This is a genomic window from Sphingomonas cellulosilytica, from assembly GCF_052321755.1.
Lineage (GTDB): Bacteria > Pseudomonadota > Alphaproteobacteria > Sphingomonadales > Sphingomonadaceae > Sphingomonas.
Genome location: NZ_JBQRTT010000002.1, coordinates 124,997 through 142,667 on the forward strand (window position 1 = coordinate 124,997; position 17,671 = coordinate 142,667).

22 protein-coding genes are annotated in these 17,671 nt (G+C 68.2%); 3 read left to right on the forward strand and 19 right to left on the reverse strand.

The features are described 5' to 3' along the window. Nucleotides 1-31: 31 nt before the first annotated feature. Nucleotides 32-436: a DUF4112 domain-containing protein gene (locus ACTZQ5_RS03760; RefSeq protein ID WP_443584134.1), complete on the forward strand. Its 405-nt coding sequence runs from the start codon at nucleotides 32-34 to the stop codon at nucleotides 434-436. A 6-nt stretch (nucleotides 437-442) separates the two neighbouring features. Here ACTZQ5_RS03760 and ACTZQ5_RS03765 read toward each other — a convergent pair whose 3' ends face one another. From ACTZQ5_RS03765 to nadC, 3 genes are read right to left on the reverse strand one after another with little or no spacing between them, the layout of a single operon-like run. Continuing rightward, a complete protein-coding gene (locus ACTZQ5_RS03765) occupies nucleotides 443-1,162 on the reverse strand; it encodes a ribonuclease T2 family protein (RefSeq protein ID WP_443583826.1) in 720 nt (239 codons plus the stop codon). Continuing rightward, a complete protein-coding gene (locus ACTZQ5_RS03770; protein ID WP_443583827.1) occupies nucleotides 1,159-1,605 on the reverse strand; it encodes a hypothetical protein in 447 nt (148 codons plus the stop codon). Before ACTZQ5_RS03770 ends, ACTZQ5_RS03765 begins: the two co-directional genes overlap by 4 nt. Nucleotides 1,606-1,657: 52 nt before the next feature. Then, complete coding sequence (gene nadC, locus ACTZQ5_RS03775) at nucleotides 1,658-2,506, reverse strand: carboxylating nicotinate-nucleotide diphosphorylase (protein WP_443583828.1); 849 nt, start codon at nucleotides 2,504-2,506, stop codon at nucleotides 1,658-1,660. Nucleotides 2,507-2,583: 77 nt separating this feature from the next. Here nadC and ACTZQ5_RS03780 point away from each other — a divergent pair, with 77 nt between their 5' ends. Beyond that, complete coding sequence (locus ACTZQ5_RS03780; protein ID WP_443583829.1) at nucleotides 2,584-2,733, forward strand: hypothetical protein; 150 nt, start codon at nucleotides 2,584-2,586, stop codon at nucleotides 2,731-2,733. An 18-nt stretch (nucleotides 2,734-2,751) separates the two neighbouring features. Here ACTZQ5_RS03780 and nadA read toward each other — a convergent pair whose 3' ends face one another. The 5 genes from nadA to ACTZQ5_RS03805 form a co-directional block, all read right to left on the reverse strand. Further along, entirely contained in the window at nucleotides 2,752-3,759 is a 1,008-nt protein-coding gene (gene nadA / locus ACTZQ5_RS03785; protein ID WP_443583830.1) for a quinolinate synthase NadA, read from the reverse strand. Between the two features lie 31 nt (nucleotides 3,760-3,790). Beyond that, nucleotides 3,791-4,540: a DUF4230 domain-containing protein gene (locus tag ACTZQ5_RS03790; RefSeq protein ID WP_443583831.1), complete on the reverse strand. Its 750-nt coding sequence runs from the start codon at nucleotides 4,538-4,540 to the stop codon at nucleotides 3,791-3,793. Beyond that, nucleotides 4,522-5,379 (reverse strand): MBL fold metallo-hydrolase, encoded by an 858-nt coding sequence (locus tag ACTZQ5_RS03795; protein WP_443583832.1) that lies wholly within the window; start codon nucleotides 5,377-5,379, stop codon nucleotides 4,522-4,524. The genes ACTZQ5_RS03790 and ACTZQ5_RS03795 overlap by 19 nt, the downstream gene beginning before the upstream one ends. Before the next feature lie 84 nt (nucleotides 5,380-5,463). Beyond that, nucleotides 5,464-7,035, reverse strand: coding sequence for a M56 family metallopeptidase (locus ACTZQ5_RS03800; protein ID WP_443583833.1), 1,572 nt, complete (start codon nucleotides 7,033-7,035; stop codon nucleotides 5,464-5,466). Further along, nucleotides 7,032-7,400: a BlaI/MecI/CopY family transcriptional regulator gene (locus ACTZQ5_RS03805; protein ID WP_443583834.1), complete on the reverse strand. Its 369-nt coding sequence runs from the start codon at nucleotides 7,398-7,400 to the stop codon at nucleotides 7,032-7,034. Before ACTZQ5_RS03805 ends, ACTZQ5_RS03800 begins: the two co-directional genes overlap by 4 nt. A gap of 75 nt (nucleotides 7,401-7,475) precedes the next feature. On the opposite strand from ACTZQ5_RS03805, the gene ACTZQ5_RS03810 reads away from it, so the two are divergent. After that, the gene (locus ACTZQ5_RS03810; RefSeq protein WP_443583835.1) at nucleotides 7,476-7,664 is read left to right on the forward strand and encodes a hypothetical protein; all 189 of its coding nucleotides are present in this window, start codon (nucleotides 7,476-7,478) and stop codon (nucleotides 7,662-7,664) included. Nucleotides 7,665-7,720: 56 nt separating this feature from the next. Here ACTZQ5_RS03810 and grxD read toward each other — a convergent pair whose 3' ends face one another. From grxD to ppdK, 11 genes are all read right to left on the reverse strand, one after another. Next, nucleotides 7,721-8,047, reverse strand: a complete 327-nt coding sequence (gene grxD / locus ACTZQ5_RS03815) for a Grx4 family monothiol glutaredoxin (RefSeq protein WP_443583836.1) — start codon at nucleotides 8,045-8,047, stop codon at nucleotides 7,721-7,723. A gap of 11 nt (nucleotides 8,048-8,058) precedes the next feature. Then, entirely contained in the window at nucleotides 8,059-8,289 is a 231-nt protein-coding gene (locus ACTZQ5_RS03820; RefSeq protein WP_443583837.1) for a BolA/IbaG family iron-sulfur metabolism protein, read from the reverse strand. A 4-nt stretch (nucleotides 8,290-8,293) separates the two neighbouring features. Beyond that, nucleotides 8,294-8,623, reverse strand: a complete 330-nt coding sequence (locus ACTZQ5_RS03825) for a DUF1476 domain-containing protein (protein ID WP_443583838.1) — start codon at nucleotides 8,621-8,623, stop codon at nucleotides 8,294-8,296. A gap of 312 nt (nucleotides 8,624-8,935) precedes the next feature. After that, nucleotides 8,936-9,940, reverse strand: coding sequence for an NADPH:quinone oxidoreductase family protein (locus ACTZQ5_RS03830; RefSeq protein ID WP_443583839.1), 1,005 nt, complete (start codon nucleotides 9,938-9,940; stop codon nucleotides 8,936-8,938). Further along, nucleotides 9,903-10,532 carry a 3-isopropylmalate dehydratase small subunit gene (gene leuD, locus ACTZQ5_RS03835; RefSeq protein ID WP_443583840.1) on the reverse strand — a complete coding sequence of 210 codons (630 nt, stop codon included), beginning with the start codon at nucleotides 10,530-10,532 and terminating at the stop codon, nucleotides 9,903-9,905. Before leuD ends, ACTZQ5_RS03830 begins: the two co-directional genes overlap by 38 nt. Before the next feature lie 111 nt (nucleotides 10,533-10,643). Then, entirely contained in the window at nucleotides 10,644-12,083 is a 1,440-nt protein-coding gene (gene leuC, locus ACTZQ5_RS03840) for a 3-isopropylmalate dehydratase large subunit (protein WP_443583841.1), read from the reverse strand. Between the two features lie 81 nt (nucleotides 12,084-12,164). Continuing rightward, the gene (locus ACTZQ5_RS03845) at nucleotides 12,165-12,806 is read right to left on the reverse strand and encodes a CoA transferase subunit B (RefSeq protein ID WP_443583842.1); all 642 of its coding nucleotides are present in this window, start codon (nucleotides 12,804-12,806) and stop codon (nucleotides 12,165-12,167) included. Nucleotide 12,807: 1 nt separating this feature from the next. Continuing rightward, on the reverse strand, nucleotides 12,808-13,125 hold the full coding sequence (locus ACTZQ5_RS03850) for a DUF5076 domain-containing protein (RefSeq protein WP_443583843.1): 318 nt from the start codon (nucleotides 13,123-13,125) through the stop codon (nucleotides 12,808-12,810). Beyond that, the gene (locus ACTZQ5_RS03855) at nucleotides 13,122-14,078 is read right to left on the reverse strand and encodes an HAD family acid phosphatase (RefSeq protein ID WP_443583844.1); all 957 of its coding nucleotides are present in this window, start codon (nucleotides 14,076-14,078) and stop codon (nucleotides 13,122-13,124) included. Before ACTZQ5_RS03855 ends, ACTZQ5_RS03850 begins: the two co-directional genes overlap by 4 nt. After that, a complete protein-coding gene (locus tag ACTZQ5_RS03860; RefSeq protein ID WP_443583845.1) occupies nucleotides 14,075-14,782 on the reverse strand; it encodes a CoA transferase subunit A in 708 nt (235 codons plus the stop codon). Before ACTZQ5_RS03860 ends, ACTZQ5_RS03855 begins: the two co-directional genes overlap by 4 nt. Nucleotides 14,783-14,915: 133 nt before the next feature. Next, complete coding sequence (gene ppdK, locus ACTZQ5_RS03865; RefSeq protein WP_443583846.1) at nucleotides 14,916-17,573, reverse strand: pyruvate, phosphate dikinase; 2,658 nt, start codon at nucleotides 17,571-17,573, stop codon at nucleotides 14,916-14,918. Nucleotides 17,574-17,671: the final 98 nt, after the last annotated feature.

A 17,671-nucleotide genomic window follows, 5' to 3' on the forward strand; every position in this document is an offset into this window, starting at 1 on the left:
CACCCGCCCCGGCACCACCCGCCCCCGTCCGATGGATATCCGCCCGATGTTGGATTCGCTGCCCGTCGGGCGCGATCCGGCATCGGTGCGGGTGCGGCTGGAGGCGATGGAACGGGTGATGGAGGGTCTGTTCACCATTCCCGGCATCAACCGCCGCGTCGGCATGGACGTGCTGCTCGATCTCGTGCCCGTGGTCGGCACCACGATCGCCGCGCTGATCGGATCGTGGCTGGTGTGGGAGGCGCGCAACCTCGGCATGTCGAAGCTGCAGATGGCGCGGATGTTCGGCAATGTCGGGATCGACTGGGCGCTGGGCCTGATCCCCTTCGTCGGCGCCGTGCCCGATTTCTTCTTCCGCTCCAACACCCGCAACCTGCGGATCATTCGCCGGCACCTCGACCGGCATCATCCGGCGACCGCGACGATCACCGGATGAGCGCGCTCAGCGCCGTCCCCGCCAGATCTTGACGGCTGCATCGGGGCTGAGCCCGCCCTGATGCGCCGGGCAGCGGGCGTATTGAAAGCCGGTGTCGAGGCAGATCCAGATCTCGTCCAGCCACCCCTGCCGGTTGGCGGTGATGCGCATCATGTCGGCGGTCAGGCCGGGATTGGCGAGCGCCACCGCCTGCGCCAGCCCGCCGGCGGTCAGCGGGCGGCGCGACAGCGCGTCCATATCCGGATAGCGCAGCTTGGCGTAGAGGCCGGTCGATCGTTCGAAATAGCGCTCCGGCCGCATGCCGGGCATGCAGGTGCCATGCTTCGCCCATTCGTGCTGGAGCAGCTGTGCCGACGGGGTCGCGCAGATATTGCGCCGGATCACCTGTCGTGACAGCAATGGGGTGCTGCGGCAATATTGCGGCCAGTCCTTGCCGACGCCATCCGGCCATAGCCCATGCAGCGTGAAGCCGAACCGATTGCCGCTGCCGCACTGGAAGCGGGCGGACGCGTCGCGGGCATGGTCGCGGCAATATTGCGGCGCCCAGGTGACGGCGAGCGTGTAGCCGCCGATCGGCAGCACCCGGCGCGGCTGCCTGGCGTCGGGCAGGTCGGGCCGCGGGCGATCGATCGCCGCCGGCGCCGGCACCGTGCAGCGATAGGCCTGCGCCTGCGCCGCCGCGGGAACGGCGAGCATCGTCGCAGCGAGGGTCAGCCGGCCGATCATACGCGCGGCGCGTCCAGATCGTCGTCGTCCAGCCCCTCGCCCAGCCACAGCTTGGCATCGGGCTTGAAGAGCATGACGGCAGCGGCGATGTAGAGGATGTTGGCGATCAGCCCCAGCAGGACCTGCAACGGGCTGGCCGTGCGGCCGGAGGCGAGCAGGAACAGCGACGACAGGATGGCAAAGGCGCCGAACGCGGCGAACACCACCTGCACCCATTTGGCGACGACGCTCGGCCGCCGGGCGATGAAGAACCACAGCAGCACCGCGATGGCGAGCCCGACCAGCTGCATGACCGGCAGCAGCCAGGTCGCATTGGCGAGCACGGGATTGGCCGCCAGTGTCGCCTGCGACACCCGCCAGTTGAGCAGGCCGTTGATCAGCGACAGAATGACGGAGGCCCAGTAGAATTGCTCGAACCGGACGATCGACGGCGGCTTGCTCATGGCGTGTTCCCCCCTTGCGGATACGGGGTGCAGCCTAGCCGCGGCACGGCGATCACGCCAAGGCGAAATCGAGCCCGATGTCCGCCGCCGGTGCAGATTGGGTGAGACGGCCGACCGAGATATAGGTGACGCCGCTCTCGGCGATGGCGCGGATCGTGTCGAGACGCACGCCGCCCGAAGCCTCCGTCGGCACCCGCCCGTCGACGATGCCCACCGCCTCGCGCAGCATGGCGGGCGGCATGTTGTCGAGCAGCAGGTGCGTCGCTCCCGCGGCGAGCGCGGGCGCGATCTGGTCGATGCGGTCGACCTCCACGATGATCCGCGCGATGCCGGCGGCGACGGCACGATCGACCGCCGCCGCGACGCCGCCGGCCACCGCGACGTGATTGTCCTTGATCATCGCCGCATCCCACAGGCCCATGCGGTGGTTCTGCGCACCGCCCATGCGGGTGGCGTATTTCTCCAGCCGCCTCAGGCCCGGGATGGTCTTGCGGGTGTCGAGCAGGATCGCACCGGTGCCGGCGATCGCATCGACATGGGCTCGGGTCAGCGTCGCGATGCCGGACAGGTGCTGCACCGTGTTGAGTGCCGACCGTTCCGCGGTGAGCATGGCCCGTGCCAACCCGTCGATGCGCATCAGTGGCGTGCCGGCCCTCACCTTTTCGCCATCGGCCACCAGAGCGGTGCAGCGTACCTCCGGGTCGAGCGTGCGGAAGAACGCTTCGGCGAGGGGCAGGCCGGCGACGACGATCGCCTCGCGCGTGTCCATGACGCCGGCGAAGCGCGCCTCGGCCGGGATCACCGCGGCGGAAGTGATGTCGCCTGCCTGCCCGCAATCCTCGGCAAGCGTGGCCGCCACGAAAGCGTCAGGATCGAAGCCGTCCAAGGTGAATCGGGTCATGGATACTTTCTCGAGCGAAGCAGGGAACCAAATGGAGACTTGTGCATTCGCGGTCGGGGCTTTGGGGGATCATCGACATGGAAACGCACGCGGCAACGGCCGAACTGCATCGCATGCTGACGGCGGCGCTGGAACTGGCCGACCGGCTGGACATGCCGATGATCGCCATCCATGTCGACGAGGCACGCGACCGGTTGCGCTGCATGCAGGCCGCGCCCGCGCTCTGAGCGCCTCGCCCCGATCGCTCAGTCGCCCGTCACCGGCACCGCGCGACGCGGGCCAAGATCGCCCTGCCCGACCGTGCCGGACGCCATCGCGAGCATCGCATCCAGGCTGGACTTCGCCTTCACGCGCAGGCTTTCCTCGATCTCGATCCGCGGCGTCAGGTCGCGCAACGCGACGTAGAGCTTCTCCATCGTGTTGAGTGCCATGTACGGGCAGATGTTGCAGTTGCAATTGCCGTCCGCGCCCGGCGCGCCGATGAAGCGCTTGGCGGGCATCGCCTTTTCCATCTGATGGATGATGTGCGGCTCGGTCGCGACGATCAGCGTGTCGCCGGTCATCGCCTGCGCATATTCCAGGATGCCGCGGGTCGAGCCGACGTAATCGGCATGATCCAGGATCACCGCCGGGCATTCGGGATGCGCGGCGACCGGCGCGCCGGGATGCTGCGCCTTCAGCTTCATCAGCTCGGTTTCGCTGAACGCCTCGTGCACGATGCACACGCCCGGCCATAGCAGCAGCTCGCGCCCCGTCTTGCGTTGCAGGTAACCGCCGAGGTTGCGGTCCGGACCGAAAATGATCTTCTGATCGCGCGGCAGCTGCGCCAGGATCGTCTCGGCCGACGACGAGGTGACGATGATATCGCTCAGCGCCTTCACCTCGGTCGAACAGTTGATGTAGGTGAGCGCGATGTGATCCGGATGCGCGGCGCGGAAGGCGGCGAACTGTTCGGGTGGGCAGCTGTCCTCCAGGCTGCACCCGGCGTCGATGTCGGGCAGCACCACCGTCTTGTCGGGGCTGAGGATCTTCGCCGTTTCCGCCATGAAGCGCACGCCGCAAAAGGCGATGACGTCCGCATCGGTCGCCTGCGCCTTGCGGCTGAGGTCCAGGCTGTCGCCGACGAAATCGGCCAAGTCCTGAAGCTCGGGCTTCTGGTAATAATGCGCCAGGATCACGGCATTGCGCTCCTTGCGGAGCCGCTCGATCTCGGCGCGGAGGTCTAGCCCGGCAAAGCTGTTGGTCAGTTCCATGGCACCCCCGTAGGCGATCCGGCCGCCGCCCTCAACGCCGGTTTCCGAGCACCTCTTCCAGCGAGCGGCTGGTGTCCCAGCGCTCGGTCGCCGCGGTCGGATCGTCGGCGAAGGTCACCTTGACCGTCGCATCGATCCCGGCGGCCCGCAGCGGCATGGCGAAGCTGCTCTCCACCGCGCGTCGCGTCGCATCCCTGGCGAGCTTCATCGGCGTCGCATCGCGGGCCTGCCGCACCAGTTCCGCCTGCCCGGCGCGGCGGTTGGCGGAATCGAGCCGCGTCTCGGCATCGGTCAAGCGCGACAGGATGCCGCCGGTGCCATATTCGCGGATCTGCGTCAGGTCGACCTGCGGCCCGTCCAATTCGATCGGCGGCAGGCGCACGGACAGCGTATCGGTGTCCGGGTCCCAGGCGACATCCTTCTGCGTCAGCTTGCCGAGATCGACCTCGTAGCGGACGAGGCCCGGCATGATGAGCGTCTTCTCGGTCGACAGGCCCAGTTGCGACTGGCGCGAGGTGCTGACCGCGACGAAGCGCGCGGCGAAGGCGGACAGGCGGTTCTGTTCGCGCAGGCCCTGCAGGCTGGCGCTGGCGACGGTGGTGGGGTCTGGCGCCAGCCGCCGCTCCACATAACGCTGAACGCCCCACAGGCCGACCAGCACGGCAAGGCCGACGAGGATGATGACGCCCGCCACCTTGCCGAGGAACGAGCCGGTGGAGGATCGCTGCGGGGGTAAGGGCGCGGGCGCCGCCGCCGGATCGTTCACGCCGCGATCCGCCATGCTTCGCCCTCCTCGTCCACCAGTCCGCGCCCGCGCAGGTCGTACAGATGCGCCAGCACCGAACGCTCCGCTGCCGGGATCAGCCGCGGATCGAGCCCGACATACATGCGCTCCGTCATCGTCGAAAGGCCGCGCGGCGCCTCGCGCAGCAGGCGCAGGATCTGGCCTTCGCGCTGCTTGCGATGGCCCAGCATGCCGCGCACCAGCCGTTGCGGCGCGCTCACCGCCTCGCCATGGCCCGGGTAGTAGATGCGGTCATTCCGGGCGAGCAGCTTGTCGAGGCTGGCCATGTAAGCGCCCATGTCGCCGTCGGGCGGCGAGATTACGCTGGTCGCCCATCCCATGACGTGATCGCCGGAAAACAGCGCATCGCTCTCCGGCAGGGCGAAGGCGAGGTGATGGGAGGTGTGGCCCGGCGTCGCGATCGCCTCCAGCGTCCAGCCGTCGCCGCTCACCCGGTCGCCCTCGCCGAGGATGCGGTCGGGGGCGTAATCGGCGTCGAAGGCGGCATCCAGCCGTGGGCTGTCGCTCGCCTTGTGGACGGGCGCGGCACCGACGATCGGCGCGCCGGTCGCCGCCGCGAGCGGGCGGCTCGCCGGGCTGTGATCGCGATGATGATGGGTGATGACGATTGCCCGCACCGGGCGATTCCGAACCGAGGCCAGGAGCGCCGCGACATGCGCCGGATCGTCCGGGCCGGGATCGATGATCGCGACATCGCGCTGCCCGACGATATGCGTCTGCGTGCCGCTGCCGGTGTAGGGCGAGGGATTGGGGGCGAGCACGCGGGTGACAAGCGGCTCGAGTTCAATCGGAATACCGGTCGGATACTCAGGCATCGGCAAGGGATGTGGCCCGGTCCGCGCTGCGACGCAAGGGGCGGCCATCCTTCGCGGGTCGGCGAAGGATGGCCGGGAGGGGCATCAATCCTTGTCGGTCTCGGCGGCTTCGGCGCGCAGTTCGGCCATCGCCGCGTCCATTTCGGCCAGCGCCTTGGTGCGATCCGCGTCCGCCATCGCGCGATTGGCGGCGATATCGGCGCGCGACGCGGCGACGCTGGCGAGCGCGGTCGCCATGGCATTGCGGCGGATCGCCTCGGCGTTGATGCGCATGGCGCTCGCATTGACGCGCATGGCATCGGCGTGCGCGGCCGCCGCCGCTCCCGACGAGGCCATCGCCTCGATGCGGTTGGTGCAGATCACCATCATGCGCTTGCCGCCTGCCTCGCTGTTCACCACCAGTTCGCGTGCCGCACCGTCCCGGCCGTCGACGCAGCGGCGTTCGCGAACCTCGGGCGCCATCTTGAGGGAGCGATCGACCATCGCCTGGATCGCCGCATCGTCGAAACGACCATCCGTCGACGAGGTATAGGTGCTGACCTTGCCATCCTTGTCGACGCGCTTGACGACGACGTGGCGCACCTTGCCCTCGGCGGCAGGCGCCGGCGGTGCGGGGGGAGCGGCTGGCAGCGCGGGGTCCGCCGGCATCGCCGGGGCGGGCGGCGCGGGCGGCGCCGGCGGGGCGTCCTGCAGGTCGGCACCGATCGTCCGGCCGACCTTGCCGGAGATCGCAGCGGCGGCACTGGTGCCGGACGCGGTGATGCCCAGCCCGGCAAGGACCAGCGTGGAGACGAGCGCACCACCCGCGGCGAGGCGGCGGCGCGAGCGCGGCGAAGTGGACAGCATCCGGATTCTCCCTTTCAGATCGTCGATGGTGTGAAGGTGACACGCTGCCGACACGGCGCCGCCGTGCGCAGCCTTGACGATGGCGCAGGCATAAGCGTGGCGGTCGATCGTCGATCGGCCGGCGAGCACGCGGGCGTCGTTGGCAAGTTCCTGGTCGGCGCGGAACGCGCTGAACGCGCGCCAGGCGACCGGGTTGAACCAGTGGATGGCGAGCACGGCGAGCGCGATCCAGTTGGCGATCAGGTCGCCGCGCTGGTGGTGGCCGATCTCATGCTCCAGCGCCAGTTCGCGCTCGTCGGCATCGTAGCGATCGGCGAAGTCGGTCGGAAAGGCGACGTAGCGGCGCAGCACCCCGAAGGCGAGCGGGCCGGGCGCCGCAGGGCTGGCGATGACGCGCACCCCCCTCACCTCCTCGACCGTGGCGGCCGAGCCGAGCAGCCGGCGGCAGAAGCGGGTGTGGCTGGTCAGGTGCCAGACGAGGAAGGCGAGCGCCCCCGCCGCCCACAGCGCCCCGACGACCATCGCGATGCCCGGCCAGATCGACGCCGGCGCCTCAGCCGCCGATCCCGCCTGCACGCCGCCGTCGACGACGAAGATCGTGATCGTCTCGCCCGCGCGCGAGATCGGCGTCACCGCCGCCTGCCGCCAGGCGTCCGGCAGCGGCGGCAGCACGAGCCGCATGACGGGCAAGGCCCACAGGGCATAAGCGACCTGCGGCCCGAACTGGTTGCGCACCGGCCGGCGGAGCAGCAGGACCAGCCCCATCAGCAGGGTGGAGGCGATCAGCGCCTCGATCAGCCAGCCGGTCATTGCTTGAGGTCCTTCAGCAGCGCCTCGATCTCCGCAATGTCCTGCGCGGTCAGCGCGTCGCGCTCGGCGAGATGCGCGACGAGCGGCGTCAGCTTGCCGCCGAACAGACGATCGATCAGCCGCTTCGATTCGCCCGATACGTAATCGTCACGGGCGACCAGCGGACGATAGAGATAGCGGCGGCCATCCTCCTGATGCGCGATCGCCGCCTTGGCGAGCAGGCGGCCGAGCAACGTCTTGACCGTGTTGGCACTCCAGCCGCGCGCCGGATCGACCCGTTCGGCAACGTCCTGCGCGGTGAGCGGCGCCTCGTCCCACAGCACCTCCATCACGGCATGTTCGGCATCGCTGATTCGTTCGGCCATGACACGCTCCCTCTTCAACTACGCTTGTAATCGCATCGATTACGTTCGTAGTCAAGGCGTGGAGTTGGATTGTGCATGGATGTGTCGGGCGACTTTACAGATCACCCCGACCCAACAGTCGCGTTAACCATCGTGGTGGCCATTTTCAGCGGATTGCGCGAATTGGCATGCCATCTGCTTTATTACCAGGCAGCCGAGCGTTCGACGCCTCAGCAGGGTGGATCCGCCTCGCGGATCCACCCGCACCCGGCCATCCGCACATGAAAAAGGCCGCGGACACCGTTCGGCATCCGCGACCCATATGGCTTGCTCGAGCGGGATCAGCCCGCGGCGGCGTCGCCCTTGATCAGCGTGGCGAGTTCGCCGCTCTCGTACATCTCCATCATGATGTCCGACCCGCCAACGAATTCGCCGTTGACGTAGAGCTGCGGGATGGTCGGCCAGTCGGAATAGGCCTTGATCCCCTGGCGGATGCCCTGGTCCTGCAACACGTCGACGCTCTCGTACTTGGCATCGAGGTGGTCAAGGATCGCGATGGCGCGGCTGGAGAAGCCGCACTGCGGGAACAGCGGGCTGCCCTTCATGAACAGCACCACGGGATTGGCCTTTACGACGGCGTCGATGCGGGCGTGGGTATCATCGGTCATGGTCATCATCCTCAGGCGGCTGCGGTCTTCAATTGCAGCGCATGGAGTTCGCCGCCCATGCGGTGGCCGAGTGCGGCATAGACAGCCTGATGCTGCTTGCGCAGCGGCAGGCCGGCGAAGCTCGCGGACGTCACGCGGGCGGCATAATGGTCCCCGTCGCCGGCGAGATCGGTGATCTCGACCTCGGCGTCGGGGATGGCGGCGCGGATCAGCGCGGCGATATCGTCGGCGGCCATCGGCATGCGCTTACTCCGGCTGGCTTTCGATCAGCTGGCGGCGCGCCTCGATCGACTGTTCGGCGAGCGCGCGGCGGACGGCGGCATCGTCCGTCTCCACCCCGGCGGCGGTCAGGTCGCCGAGCAGCTTGCGGATCACGTCCTCGTCACCCGCTTCCTCGAAATCGGCCTGGACAACCGCCTTGGCATAGGCGTCGGTTTCCTCGGGCGTCAGCCGCATCTGTGCCGCAGCCCATTGGGCGAGCAGGCGATTGCGCCGCGCGGTGATGCGAAAGGCCATCTCTTCGGAGCGCGCGAAATGCGCTTCTTCGGCCCGTCGCCTGTCATCGAACATCGTCATGGCCCGTTCCCCGCAATTCCATCATCGACACATAGGCGGCGCCACCCGGCCGCGCAACGTGCCGCCGGACACCTGCCGCGTCGCGGCTGGATTTCGAAAAAGCGGAATGTCCATAATCGTCGCTATGGAACTCCTGGCCTTTCCGCATCATATAAACAGCAGGTTGCCCATGACGAGCGACCGGATGGAGAAGGATGATGTCGAACGGACCCGCCCCCATGGCCACGCCCGAGCGCGCACCGCCGCTGGCCGGGGTGCTGATCGGTACCGCGATTTCGCTGGTGCTATGGGCGATGATCGCCGGGACGGTGCTTATCCTGCGCTGACCTCCACCACCAACTTGCCGATGGCGGCGCGGGCCGCCATCGTGGCGATGGCATCGCCGCCCTGCTCGAAGGGGAAACGCTGGGTGACCTTGGGCGCGATGGCGCCATCCCGCCAGAGGCGGAACAGCTCCTCGACATGCGCGGCATTGGCCTGCGGGTCGCGGGCGGCGAAGGCTCCCCAGAACACGCCACACACATCGCAGCTCTTCAACAGGGTGAGGTTGAGCGGCAGCTTCGGGATGCCTGCCGGGAAGCCGACGACCAGATAGCGCCCCTCCCACCCGATCGCGCGCAAGGCGGGCTCGGCATAATCGCCACCCACCGGATCGTAGATCACGTCGAAGCCGGACCGGCCACCTGCGGCCTTGAACTGCTCGGCCAGCGCCTTCGACTGGTCCTTGTCGAACGGCGCGCGGCCATAGATCAGCGTCTCGTCGGCACCCGCCGCCCTGGCGGCCGCAGCCTTCTCTTCGGAGGACACGGCCGCGACGACGCGCGCGCCATAGGCCTTGCCCAGCTCGATCGCCGCCAGCCCCACCCCGCCGGCCGCGCCGAGCACCAGTAGCGACTGCCCGGCCCGCAACCGCCCACGGTCGAGCAACGCGTGGATCGTGGTGCCATAGGTGAGGATCAGCGCCGCCCCTTCGGCAAAATCACGCTCCTCAGGCAGGCGGTAGAGGCGTTGCGGTTCGGTGACGATGCGGGTGGCGAGGCCGCCGTGGCCGATCACCCCCATCACCCGGTCGCCGACCTGCCAGTCGCTGACACCCTCGCCGAGCGCCTCGATCGTGCCGGCGATCTCGCCGCCCGGTGCGAAGGGGCGCTGCGGCTTGAACTGGTATTTGTCCTCGATGATGAGGACGTCGGGATAGTTGATCGCGCAGGCCTTCACCGCCACCAGCACCTGCCCCGCGGCCGGCACCGGATCGGGCAGCTCGGTCAATTTCAGAGTTTCAGGTCCGCCCGACGCCGTTGACAGCAATGCCCGCATAACCGCTCCTGCTCCCGATCCAGGGGCGGTGTTCGTTCACCGCACCTTCGAATTTCGAAATCGCGGTATCCCTTGCCAGTGTCAGCCCGATCTCGTCCAGCCCTTCCATCAGGCAACGGCGGCGAAACGGATCGAGATGGAAGGCGAAGCGGTCCTGATACGGGGTGGTCACCGTCATCGTCTCCAGATCGACAGTGACCGGCTGGTCGCGCGCCACCTCGACCAGCCGGTCGACGGCGTCCTGCGGCAGCACGACGGGGACGATGCCGTTCTTGAAGGCATTGCCCGAAAAGATGTCGGAGAAGCTCGGTGCGATGACCGCGCGCACGCCCATGTCCGCGAGCGCCCAGGCGGCATGCTCGCGGCTCGACCCGCAGCCGAAATTGTCGCCGGCGATCAGGATCGGTGCCCCGGCATAGCGCGGATCGTCGAAGACGTTGCCCGGCTGCGCCCGCACCGTCTCGAACGCACCGCGACCCAGGCCGGCACGGGTGATCGTCTTCAGCCAATGCGCCGGAATGATGATGTCGGTGTCGATGTTCTTGGCACCCCAGGGATAGGCGGTGCCGCTGACGCGGGTGACAGGCTGCATCGGCGGATCAGTGTTGCGTCTTGACCGACGTGAGCGGCGCGCGCGCACCCGCCACATAGGCGGCGATGCCGCTCATCATCGCGCCTGCGACCAACAATACCAGCACCTTCTTCACGGCCGTCCTCCCATCAGATCACGCACGTCGGCGAGCCGCCCGGTCACCGCCGCTGCCGCCGCCATTGCCGGGGACAACAAATGGGTGCGGGCTCCAGGTCCTTGACGACCAACGAAATTCCGGTTCGATGTCGAGGCACAGCGCTCGCCGGCCGGCACCTTGTCGGGGTTCATCGCCAGGCACATCGAACAGCCCGGCTCGCGCCATTCGAAGCCGGCGGACACGAACACGCGGTCGAGCCCCTCGGCCTCCGCCTGCCGCTTCACCAGCCCCGATCCCGGCACCACCATCGCCCGCACGCCGTCCGCGACGCGGCGCCCGTCGGCGACGGCGGCGGCGGCGCGCAGATCCTCGATGCGGCTGTTGGTGCAGCTGCCGATGAAGACGTGCTGGATCGCCACGTCCTGCATCGCCGTGCCGGGGGTGAGGCCCATATAGTCCAGGCTGCGGCGGGCGGCGTCGCGCTTGGCGGGATCGGCGAAACTCTCCGGCTCCGGCACCACGCCGGTGATCGGCACCACATCCTCGGGGCTGGTTCCCCAGGTCAGCGCCGGCGCGATTCCCGTCGCATCGAGCCGCACCACGGTGTCGTAGGTTGCGCCGGGATCGGTGGCGAGGCTGCGCCACCAGGCGACGGCCTTGTCCCAGGCCTCACCCGACGGGGCCATCGGTCGACCCTTGATATAGGCGAAGGTGGTGTCGTCGGGCGCGACCAGACCGGCCCGCGCACCACCCTCGATCGACATATTGGCGAGCGTCATCCGCCCTTCCACCGACATGGCGCGCACCACCTCGCCGGTATATTCGATCACGTGGCCGGTGCCGCCCGCTGCGCCGATCCGGCCCATGATCGCCAGGATCACGTCCTTGGGGCTGACGCCATAACCGAGCGTGCCGTCGACGCGGACCTCCATCGTCTTCGACGGGCTGAGCAGCAGCGTCTGCGTGGCGAGCACATGCTCCACCTCGCTGGTGCCGATGCCGAAGGCGAGCGCGCCCAGCGCGCCGTGCGTCGAGGTGTGGCTGTCGCCGCAGACCAGGGTCGTGCCGGGCAGGGTGAAACCCAGTTCGGGTCCCACGACGTGGACGATCCCCTGCTCCGCCGCGGTCGCATCGATATAGTCGACGCCGAATTCGGCGGTGTTGCGCCGCAGGGCGTCGAGTTGCTGCGCGCTTTCCGGATCGGCGATCGGGATCGGGCGGCCGGCGGCGTCGAGGCGGGGCGTGGTCGGCAGGTTATGATCCGGCACCGCCAGCGTCAGCTCCGGGCGGCGGACCCGGCGGCCGGCGGCGCGCAGTCCCTCGAACGCCTGCGGGCTCGTCACCTCATGCACGAGGTGACGGTCGATGTAGATGAGGCAGGTGCCGTCGTCACGCGTCTCGACGACGTGCGCGGCCCAGATCTTTTCGTACAGCGTCTGCGGTCGGGTTGCCATGATGGGTGCGCGTTAACCGAAAGCTGCACGAACGCCAAGGTTGACGATCGTTAAATTACCCTCGGACCTCGCAACGGCCATTTATTCCGCTGGCAGATACCGCGCGCTCGTCTTGGCCGCGACCTCGTCCGCGGTCACGCCGGGGGCCAGTTCGATCAGCTGGAACGGCGTCGCATGATCGGGCCGGCGGAAGACGGCGAGGTCCGTCACGATCATGTCGACCACGTTCTTGCCGGTCAGCGGCAGCGAACAGGCCGGGATGAACTTCGGGCTGCCGTCCTTGGCATTATGGTCCATCACGACGATGATCTGCTTGACGCCGGCGACGAGGTCCATCGCCCCGCCCATGCCCTTGATCATCTTGCCGGGGATCATCCAGTTGGCGATGTCGCCGCCCTCGCTCACCTCCATCGCGCCGAGCACGGTCAGGTCGATATGACCGCCGCGGATCATCGCGAAGCTCTGCTCGCTGCCGAAATAGGCACTCTGCGGCAGCTCGCTGATCGTCTGCTTGCCCGCATTGATGAGGTCCGGGTCGACCTCGTCCTCATAGGGGAAAGGCCCGATCCCCAGCATGCCGTTCTCGGACTGCAACGTCACCGTCATGCCGGCGGGGATGTTGTTGGCGACCAGCGTCGGGATGCCGATGCCGAGGTTGACGTAATAGCCGTCGCGCAGCTCCTGCGCGGCGCGTGCGGCCATCTGGTTGCGATCCCACGGCATATCAGTTCACATCCCTTTTGGCGGTGATCGAGATCGGGTCGGTCGTCGGCGCGGCTCGTTCCGCATCCAGCCCTTCCCAGATGCGCGCCAGTGCCTCCGCCTCGTCGATATTGACGGCGCGCGCATAGGCCCTGGCGGCGTGGCGGACGCAATCGACCATGGCGAGGCCGAAGGCGAACGGGTCGGGGCCGATCGGCACCGGATTGACGAAGCAGGTGACCGGGCCATCGACCTTGGCCCATACGCGCAGGAACTCCGCGCTGCCGCCGATCAGCTCGGCATAGCGATCGAGGTTCATCGGTATCGGCTTGTCGCTCATTGCGCGCCTCCATCGACCCAGCGCCTGTCCGCCGGGAATATGTCGTCGAAGCCGCCCTTCAAGCCGGTGCCATAGACCGGGTTGGGCAGCACGAACCAGCCGTTGCCCCACATCTCGCCGATCGGGCCGGTATCGGCGGCGCGGCGACGGTCGGTGGAGGACAGGCCGGCGTTGAACAGGTCCGTGAAGTCGCCGAGCTGGTCGCCGGCCATCGCGACGACGCAATAGCGCTGGGCGATGGCGGTTCGCCGAGAGTCTTTGCCGGGCGATTTTTGATTGTTCAAAAACAGATCGACCCCGAGCATGAAATCGCCCAGTCCCGCCGCCTTCAAGGCGGCAATGGTTCCGGCATATTCCGAGGCAGAGCGGTTGCTGTTGATGATGACGGCGATGTTCGCATCGCGCAGCGCAGCGAACGCCTCGACAGCGCCCGGGACAGGTGCGACCGCTTTTGCGCCGGTGCGCTCCCAGCGCGCCCATTGCGCCGGATCAAACGCTGCGCCCGGATTGCGCGCCGCCAAGCCTTCTACGCCAAGGTTAAGGAGCACTGTTTCGTCGGCATCGAAGACTGCTGCTCGTTGCTTGCCATTGCAAGGCTCCCAACGCGGCATCGCGAGCGTCGCGCCCGGCGCCAACACGACGCTGTCGCCCGCCGCCTTGCGATACGTGGCGTACGAGACGAGCGCACGGAACGCCTGACGGCTGAGCGCCAGCGACTCCGCCGAGCCGTAGAGATACTGGAATTGCGGCGGCACCGGCGCCGCGGCCTGCGCACCCGCCGCAGGAGCTTCACCGGGCGCCGGGAGTGCTTTCAGGCCGGTGATCTGTACGACCTTGCCGTCCGCCGTGTAGGTCTGCCCCGGCGCGGGCAGCGTGGCGACGCGTTCGCCGCGCCCGCCGCACGCGGTCAGCAGCGCCGCGGTCGTCAGCGCGAAGACCGCCCGCCGCATCATGCGCTCTCGCGTTCGCGGACGGTGCGGAACTCGATCTTCTTGTCGTAAGGGCCGCCGACGATCATCCGCTTCACGTAGATGCCGGGCAGGTGGATGTGATCGGGATCGAGGCTGCCGACCGGCACCACCTCTTCCACCTCGGCGACGCAGATGCGCCCCGCGGTCGCCATCGGCTGGTTGAAGTTGCGCGCGGTCTTGCGGAAGATCAGGTTGCCGCTCTCGTCCGCCTTCCACCCCTTGATGATCGAGAGGTCGGCGCGGATGCCGCGTTCGAGGATGTAATCCTCGCCGTCGAAGCTCTTCACCTCCTTGCCCTCCGCCACCAGCGTGCCGACGCCGGTCCTGGTGTAGAAGCCGGGGATGCCCGCGCCGCCGGCCCGGCAGCGTTCGGCGAGCGTGCCCTGCGGGCAGAATTCCACCTCCAGCTCGCCGGACAGATACTGGCGCTCGAACTCCTTGTTCTCGCCGACGTAGCTGGAGATCATCTTCCTGACCTGACGGGTGCGCAGCAGCTTGCCGAGCCCTTCGCCGTCGATGCCGGCATTGTTGCTGGCGATGGTGAGGTCCTTGACGCCGGAGGCCTGGATGGCGTCGATCAGCCGTTCGGGGATGCCGCACAGGCCGAAACCGCCGGCGCAGATCGTCATGCCGTCGTGGAGCAGGCCGTCGAGCGCCGCTGCCGCATCGGGATAGAGCTTTTTCATCGCCCGTCACTCTCCTGTCGTTGCCGGCGGCGATAGCGGGGGCGACGCCGCGGGGTCAAGCAAACCTGAATTGATGTTCAACTCTGCGCTTCCTCCGTCATCCCCGCGAAGGCAGGGATGACGGAAGGGGGCGTTACTTCAACGCCGCCTGCGCCGCCGCCAGCCGCGCGATCGGCACGCGGTAGGGCGAGGCGGAGACGTAATCGAGCCCGACCCTGGCGCAGAAGGCGATGCTGGCCGGGTCGCCGCCATGTTCGCCGCAGATGCCGAGCTTGATGCCGGGGCGGGTCTTGCGGCCGCGCTCCGCCGCCAGTTCGACCAGTTCGCCGACGCCGTCGACATCCAGGCTGACGAACGGGTCCTTGGCGTAGATGCCCTGTTCGACATAGGCGCCGAGGAAGCGCGCGGCATCGTCGCGGCTGACGCCCAGCGTCGTCTGGGTCAGGTCGTTGGTGCCGAAGGAGAAGAACTCGCCCGTCTCGGCGATCTCGCCCGCCTTCAGCGCGGCGCGGGGCAGCTCGATCATCGTGCCCACGAGATAGTCGACCGTCCGCCCGCGCTCCGCGAACACGGCGCGCGCCGCCGTGTCGACCACCGCCTTCATCAGGTCGAGCTCGCGCTTGGTGGCGACGAGCGGGATCATCACCTCCGGGATCGGCGCCGCGCCGGACTTTTCCGCCACGTCCAGTGCCGCCTCGAAGATCGCGCGCGCCTGCGTCTCGTAGATCTCGGGGTAGGTCACGCCGAGGCGACAGCCGCGATGGCCGAGCATGGGATTGAATTCATGCAGTTCGGCAGCCCGGCGCTTGAGCACCTCGACATCGACGTCGGCCGCCGCGGCGACCTCGGCGAATTCGTTCTCCTCGTGCGGCAGGAATTCGTGCAGCGGCGGGTCGAGCAGGCGCACGGTCACCGGCAGGCCGGCCATCACCTCGAAGATCGCGGTGAAGTCGCTGCGCTGCGCAGGGAGCAGCTTGGCGAGCGCGGCGCGGCGGCCTGCCTCGTCGCTCGCCAGGATCATCTGGCGCACCGCGGTGATGCGGTCGGCGTCGAAGAACATATGCTCGGTGCGGCACAGTCCGACGCCCTCCGCGCCGAAATCGCGCGCGGTGCGGCAGTCGAGCGGGGTTTCGGCATTGGCGCGCACCTTCAGCCGGCGCACGCCGTCGGCCCATTCCATCAGCGTGCCGAAGTCGCCGGCCAGTTCGGGCTGCACCGTCGCCACCGATCCCGCCATCACCTCGCCGCTGGCGCCGTCGATGGTGATGATGTCGCCCTCGCGGATTTCGCGGCCGGCAACCTTCATCACCTTGTCCTTCGCCGCGATCGACAGCGATCCGGCGCCCGAGACGCAGGGGCGCCCCATGCCGCGCGCGACGACGGCGGCGTGGCTGGTCATGCCGCCGCGCGCGGTCAGGATGCCCTCCGCCGCGTGCATGCCATGGATATCCTCGGGGCTGGTTTCGACGCGGACGAGGATCACCTTGTCGCCGGCCGCCTTGCGCTTCTCCGCGGTGTCGGCATCGAACACCACCGCCCCCGAGGCGGCGCCGGGGCTGGCCGGCAGCCCCTTGGCGATCACGTCGCGCGGCGCGTCCGGATCGAGCGTCGGGTGGAGCAGCTGGTCGAGCGCCATCGGATCGACGCGCAGGATCGCCTCCTCGCGGGTGATGAGCCCTTCGCTCGCCATGTCGACCGCGATCTTGAGCGCCGCCTTGGCGGTGCGCTTGCCCGAGCGGGTCTGCAGCATCCAGAGCTTGGCCTGTTCGACCGTGAACTCGATGTCCTGCATGTCGCGATAGTGGGTTTCCAGCCGGTCGAACACCGCGGCGAGCTCGGCGAACACCTCCGGCATCGCCTCTTCCATCGAGGCGGGCTTGGCGCCGGCCTCCTCGCGCGCGGCTTTGGTGAGATATTGCGGCGTGCGGATGCCGGCGACGACGTCTTCCCCTTGAGCATTGATGAGAAATTCGCCGTAATAGGCATTGGCGCCGGTCGAGGGATCGCGGGTGAAGGCGACGCCGGTGGCCGAGGTGTCGCCCATGTTGCCGAACACCATCGCCTGGACGTTGACCGCCGTGCCCCAGTCGGCGGGAATGTCGTTCAACCGGCGATAGACCTTGGAGCGCTCCGACTGCCACGATCCGAACACCGCGCCGACCGCGCCCCACAGCTGATCGTGGACGTCCTGCGGGAAGGGCTTGCCCCATTCCTGCTCGACCAGCCCCTTGTATTCGGCGACCAGCGCCTTGAGGTCGGCGGCGGTCAGTTCGGTGTCGAGCGTGTAGCCATTGTCTTCCTTGGCGATCTCCAGCGCCTCCTCGAAGGCGCCGTGATCGAGTTCGAGCACCACGTCGGCGTACATCTGGATGAAGCGACGGTAGCTGTCCCAGGCGAAGCGCTCGTCGCCCGAGCGGGCGGCCAGCCCCTCCACCGTGGTGTCGTTGAGGCCGAGGTTGAGGACGGTGTCCATCATGCCCGGCATCGACACGCGCGCGCCCGAGCGGACCGAGACGAGCAGCGGATTGGCGGCATCGCCGAACGCCTTGTCGGTGATCCCCTCGATATGCGCGATCCCGTGCGCCACTTCGTCGCGCAGGCTCTGGGGAAATTGCTCGCCATCCTCGTAATAGCGCGTGCACATCGCGGTGCTGATCGTGAAGCCGGGGGGCACCGGCAGGCCGATCGACGCCATTTCGGCAAGGTTCGCGCCCTTGCCGCCGAGCAGATTCTTGTCGCCCTTCCCCCCGTCCGAAACGCCGCCACCGAAACGGTACACGTATTGGGTCATCGCTGGTCCTTAGCTACGGTTCGAATGCTCGGCCCCGGGGAGGAAGGAAGCATACCCGACGTTCGGAAGTTGTCGAAGTTGACGCTACGTGGGAGGTG

Excerpts from the sequence above, each read along its gene's own strand:
- ACTZQ5_RS03790 (WP_443583831.1), bottom strand. The coding sequence starts at position 4,540 with ATGGCGGATCGCGGCGTGAACGATCCGGCGGCGGCGCCCGCGCCCTTA.
- ACTZQ5_RS03820 (WP_443583837.1), bottom strand. The coding sequence starts at position 8,289 with ATGCCGATGGCCGCCGACGATATCGCCGCGCTGATCCGCGCCGCCATC.
- grxD (WP_443583836.1), bottom strand. The coding sequence starts at position 8,047 with ATGACCGATGATACCCACGCCCGCATCGACGCCGTCGTAAAGGCCAAT.
- ACTZQ5_RS03795 (WP_443583832.1), bottom strand. The coding sequence starts at position 5,379 with ATGCCTGAGTATCCGACCGGTATTCCGATTGAACTCGAGCCGCTTGTC.
- ACTZQ5_RS03805 (WP_443583834.1), bottom strand. The coding sequence starts at position 7,400 with ATGGCCGAACGAATCAGCGATGCCGAACATGCCGTGATGGAGGTGCTG.
- nadC (WP_443583828.1), bottom strand. The coding sequence starts at position 2,506 with ATGACCCGATTCACCTTGGACGGCTTCGATCCTGACGCTTTCGTGGCG.
- nadA (WP_443583830.1), bottom strand. The coding sequence starts at position 3,759 with ATGGAACTGACCAACAGCTTTGCCGGGCTAGACCTCCGCGCCGAGATC.
- ACTZQ5_RS03780 (WP_443583829.1), top strand. The coding sequence starts at position 2,584 with ATGGAAACGCACGCGGCAACGGCCGAACTGCATCGCATGCTGACGGCG.
- ACTZQ5_RS03800 (WP_443583833.1), bottom strand. The coding sequence starts at position 7,035 with ATGACCGGCTGGCTGATCGAGGCGCTGATCGCCTCCACCCTGCTGATG.
- ACTZQ5_RS03850 (WP_443583843.1), bottom strand. The coding sequence starts at position 13,125 with ATGAGCGACAAGCCGATACCGATGAACCTCGATCGCTATGCCGAGCTG.
- ACTZQ5_RS03845 (WP_443583842.1), bottom strand. The coding sequence starts at position 12,806 with ATGCCGTGGGATCGCAACCAGATGGCCGCACGCGCCGCGCAGGAGCTG.
- ACTZQ5_RS03810 (WP_443583835.1), top strand. The coding sequence starts at position 7,476 with ATGGATGTGTCGGGCGACTTTACAGATCACCCCGACCCAACAGTCGCG.
- ACTZQ5_RS03765 (WP_443583826.1), bottom strand. The coding sequence starts at position 1,162 with ATGATCGGCCGGCTGACCCTCGCTGCGACGATGCTCGCCGTTCCCGCG.
- leuC (WP_443583841.1), bottom strand. The coding sequence starts at position 12,083 with ATGGCAACCCGACCGCAGACGCTGTACGAAAAGATCTGGGCCGCGCAC.
- ACTZQ5_RS03825 (WP_443583838.1), bottom strand. The coding sequence starts at position 8,623 with ATGACGATGTTCGATGACAGGCGACGGGCCGAAGAAGCGCATTTCGCG.
- ACTZQ5_RS03860 (WP_443583845.1), bottom strand. The coding sequence starts at position 14,782 with ATGAAAAAGCTCTATCCCGATGCGGCAGCGGCGCTCGACGGCCTGCTC.
- ACTZQ5_RS03760 (WP_443584134.1), top strand. The coding sequence starts at position 32 with ATGGATATCCGCCCGATGTTGGATTCGCTGCCCGTCGGGCGCGATCCG.
- ACTZQ5_RS03830 (WP_443583839.1), bottom strand. The coding sequence starts at position 9,940 with ATGCGGGCATTGCTGTCAACGGCGTCGGGCGGACCTGAAACTCTGAAA.
- ACTZQ5_RS03770 (WP_443583827.1), bottom strand. The coding sequence starts at position 1,605 with ATGAGCAAGCCGCCGTCGATCGTCCGGTTCGAGCAATTCTACTGGGCC.
- ACTZQ5_RS03855 (WP_443583844.1), bottom strand. The coding sequence starts at position 14,078 with ATGATGCGGCGGGCGGTCTTCGCGCTGACGACCGCGGCGCTGCTGACC.
- ppdK (WP_443583846.1), bottom strand. The coding sequence starts at position 17,573 with ATGACCCAATACGTGTACCGTTTCGGTGGCGGCGTTTCGGACGGGGGG.
- leuD (WP_443583840.1), bottom strand. The coding sequence starts at position 10,532 with ATGCAGCCTGTCACCCGCGTCAGCGGCACCGCCTATCCCTGGGGTGCC.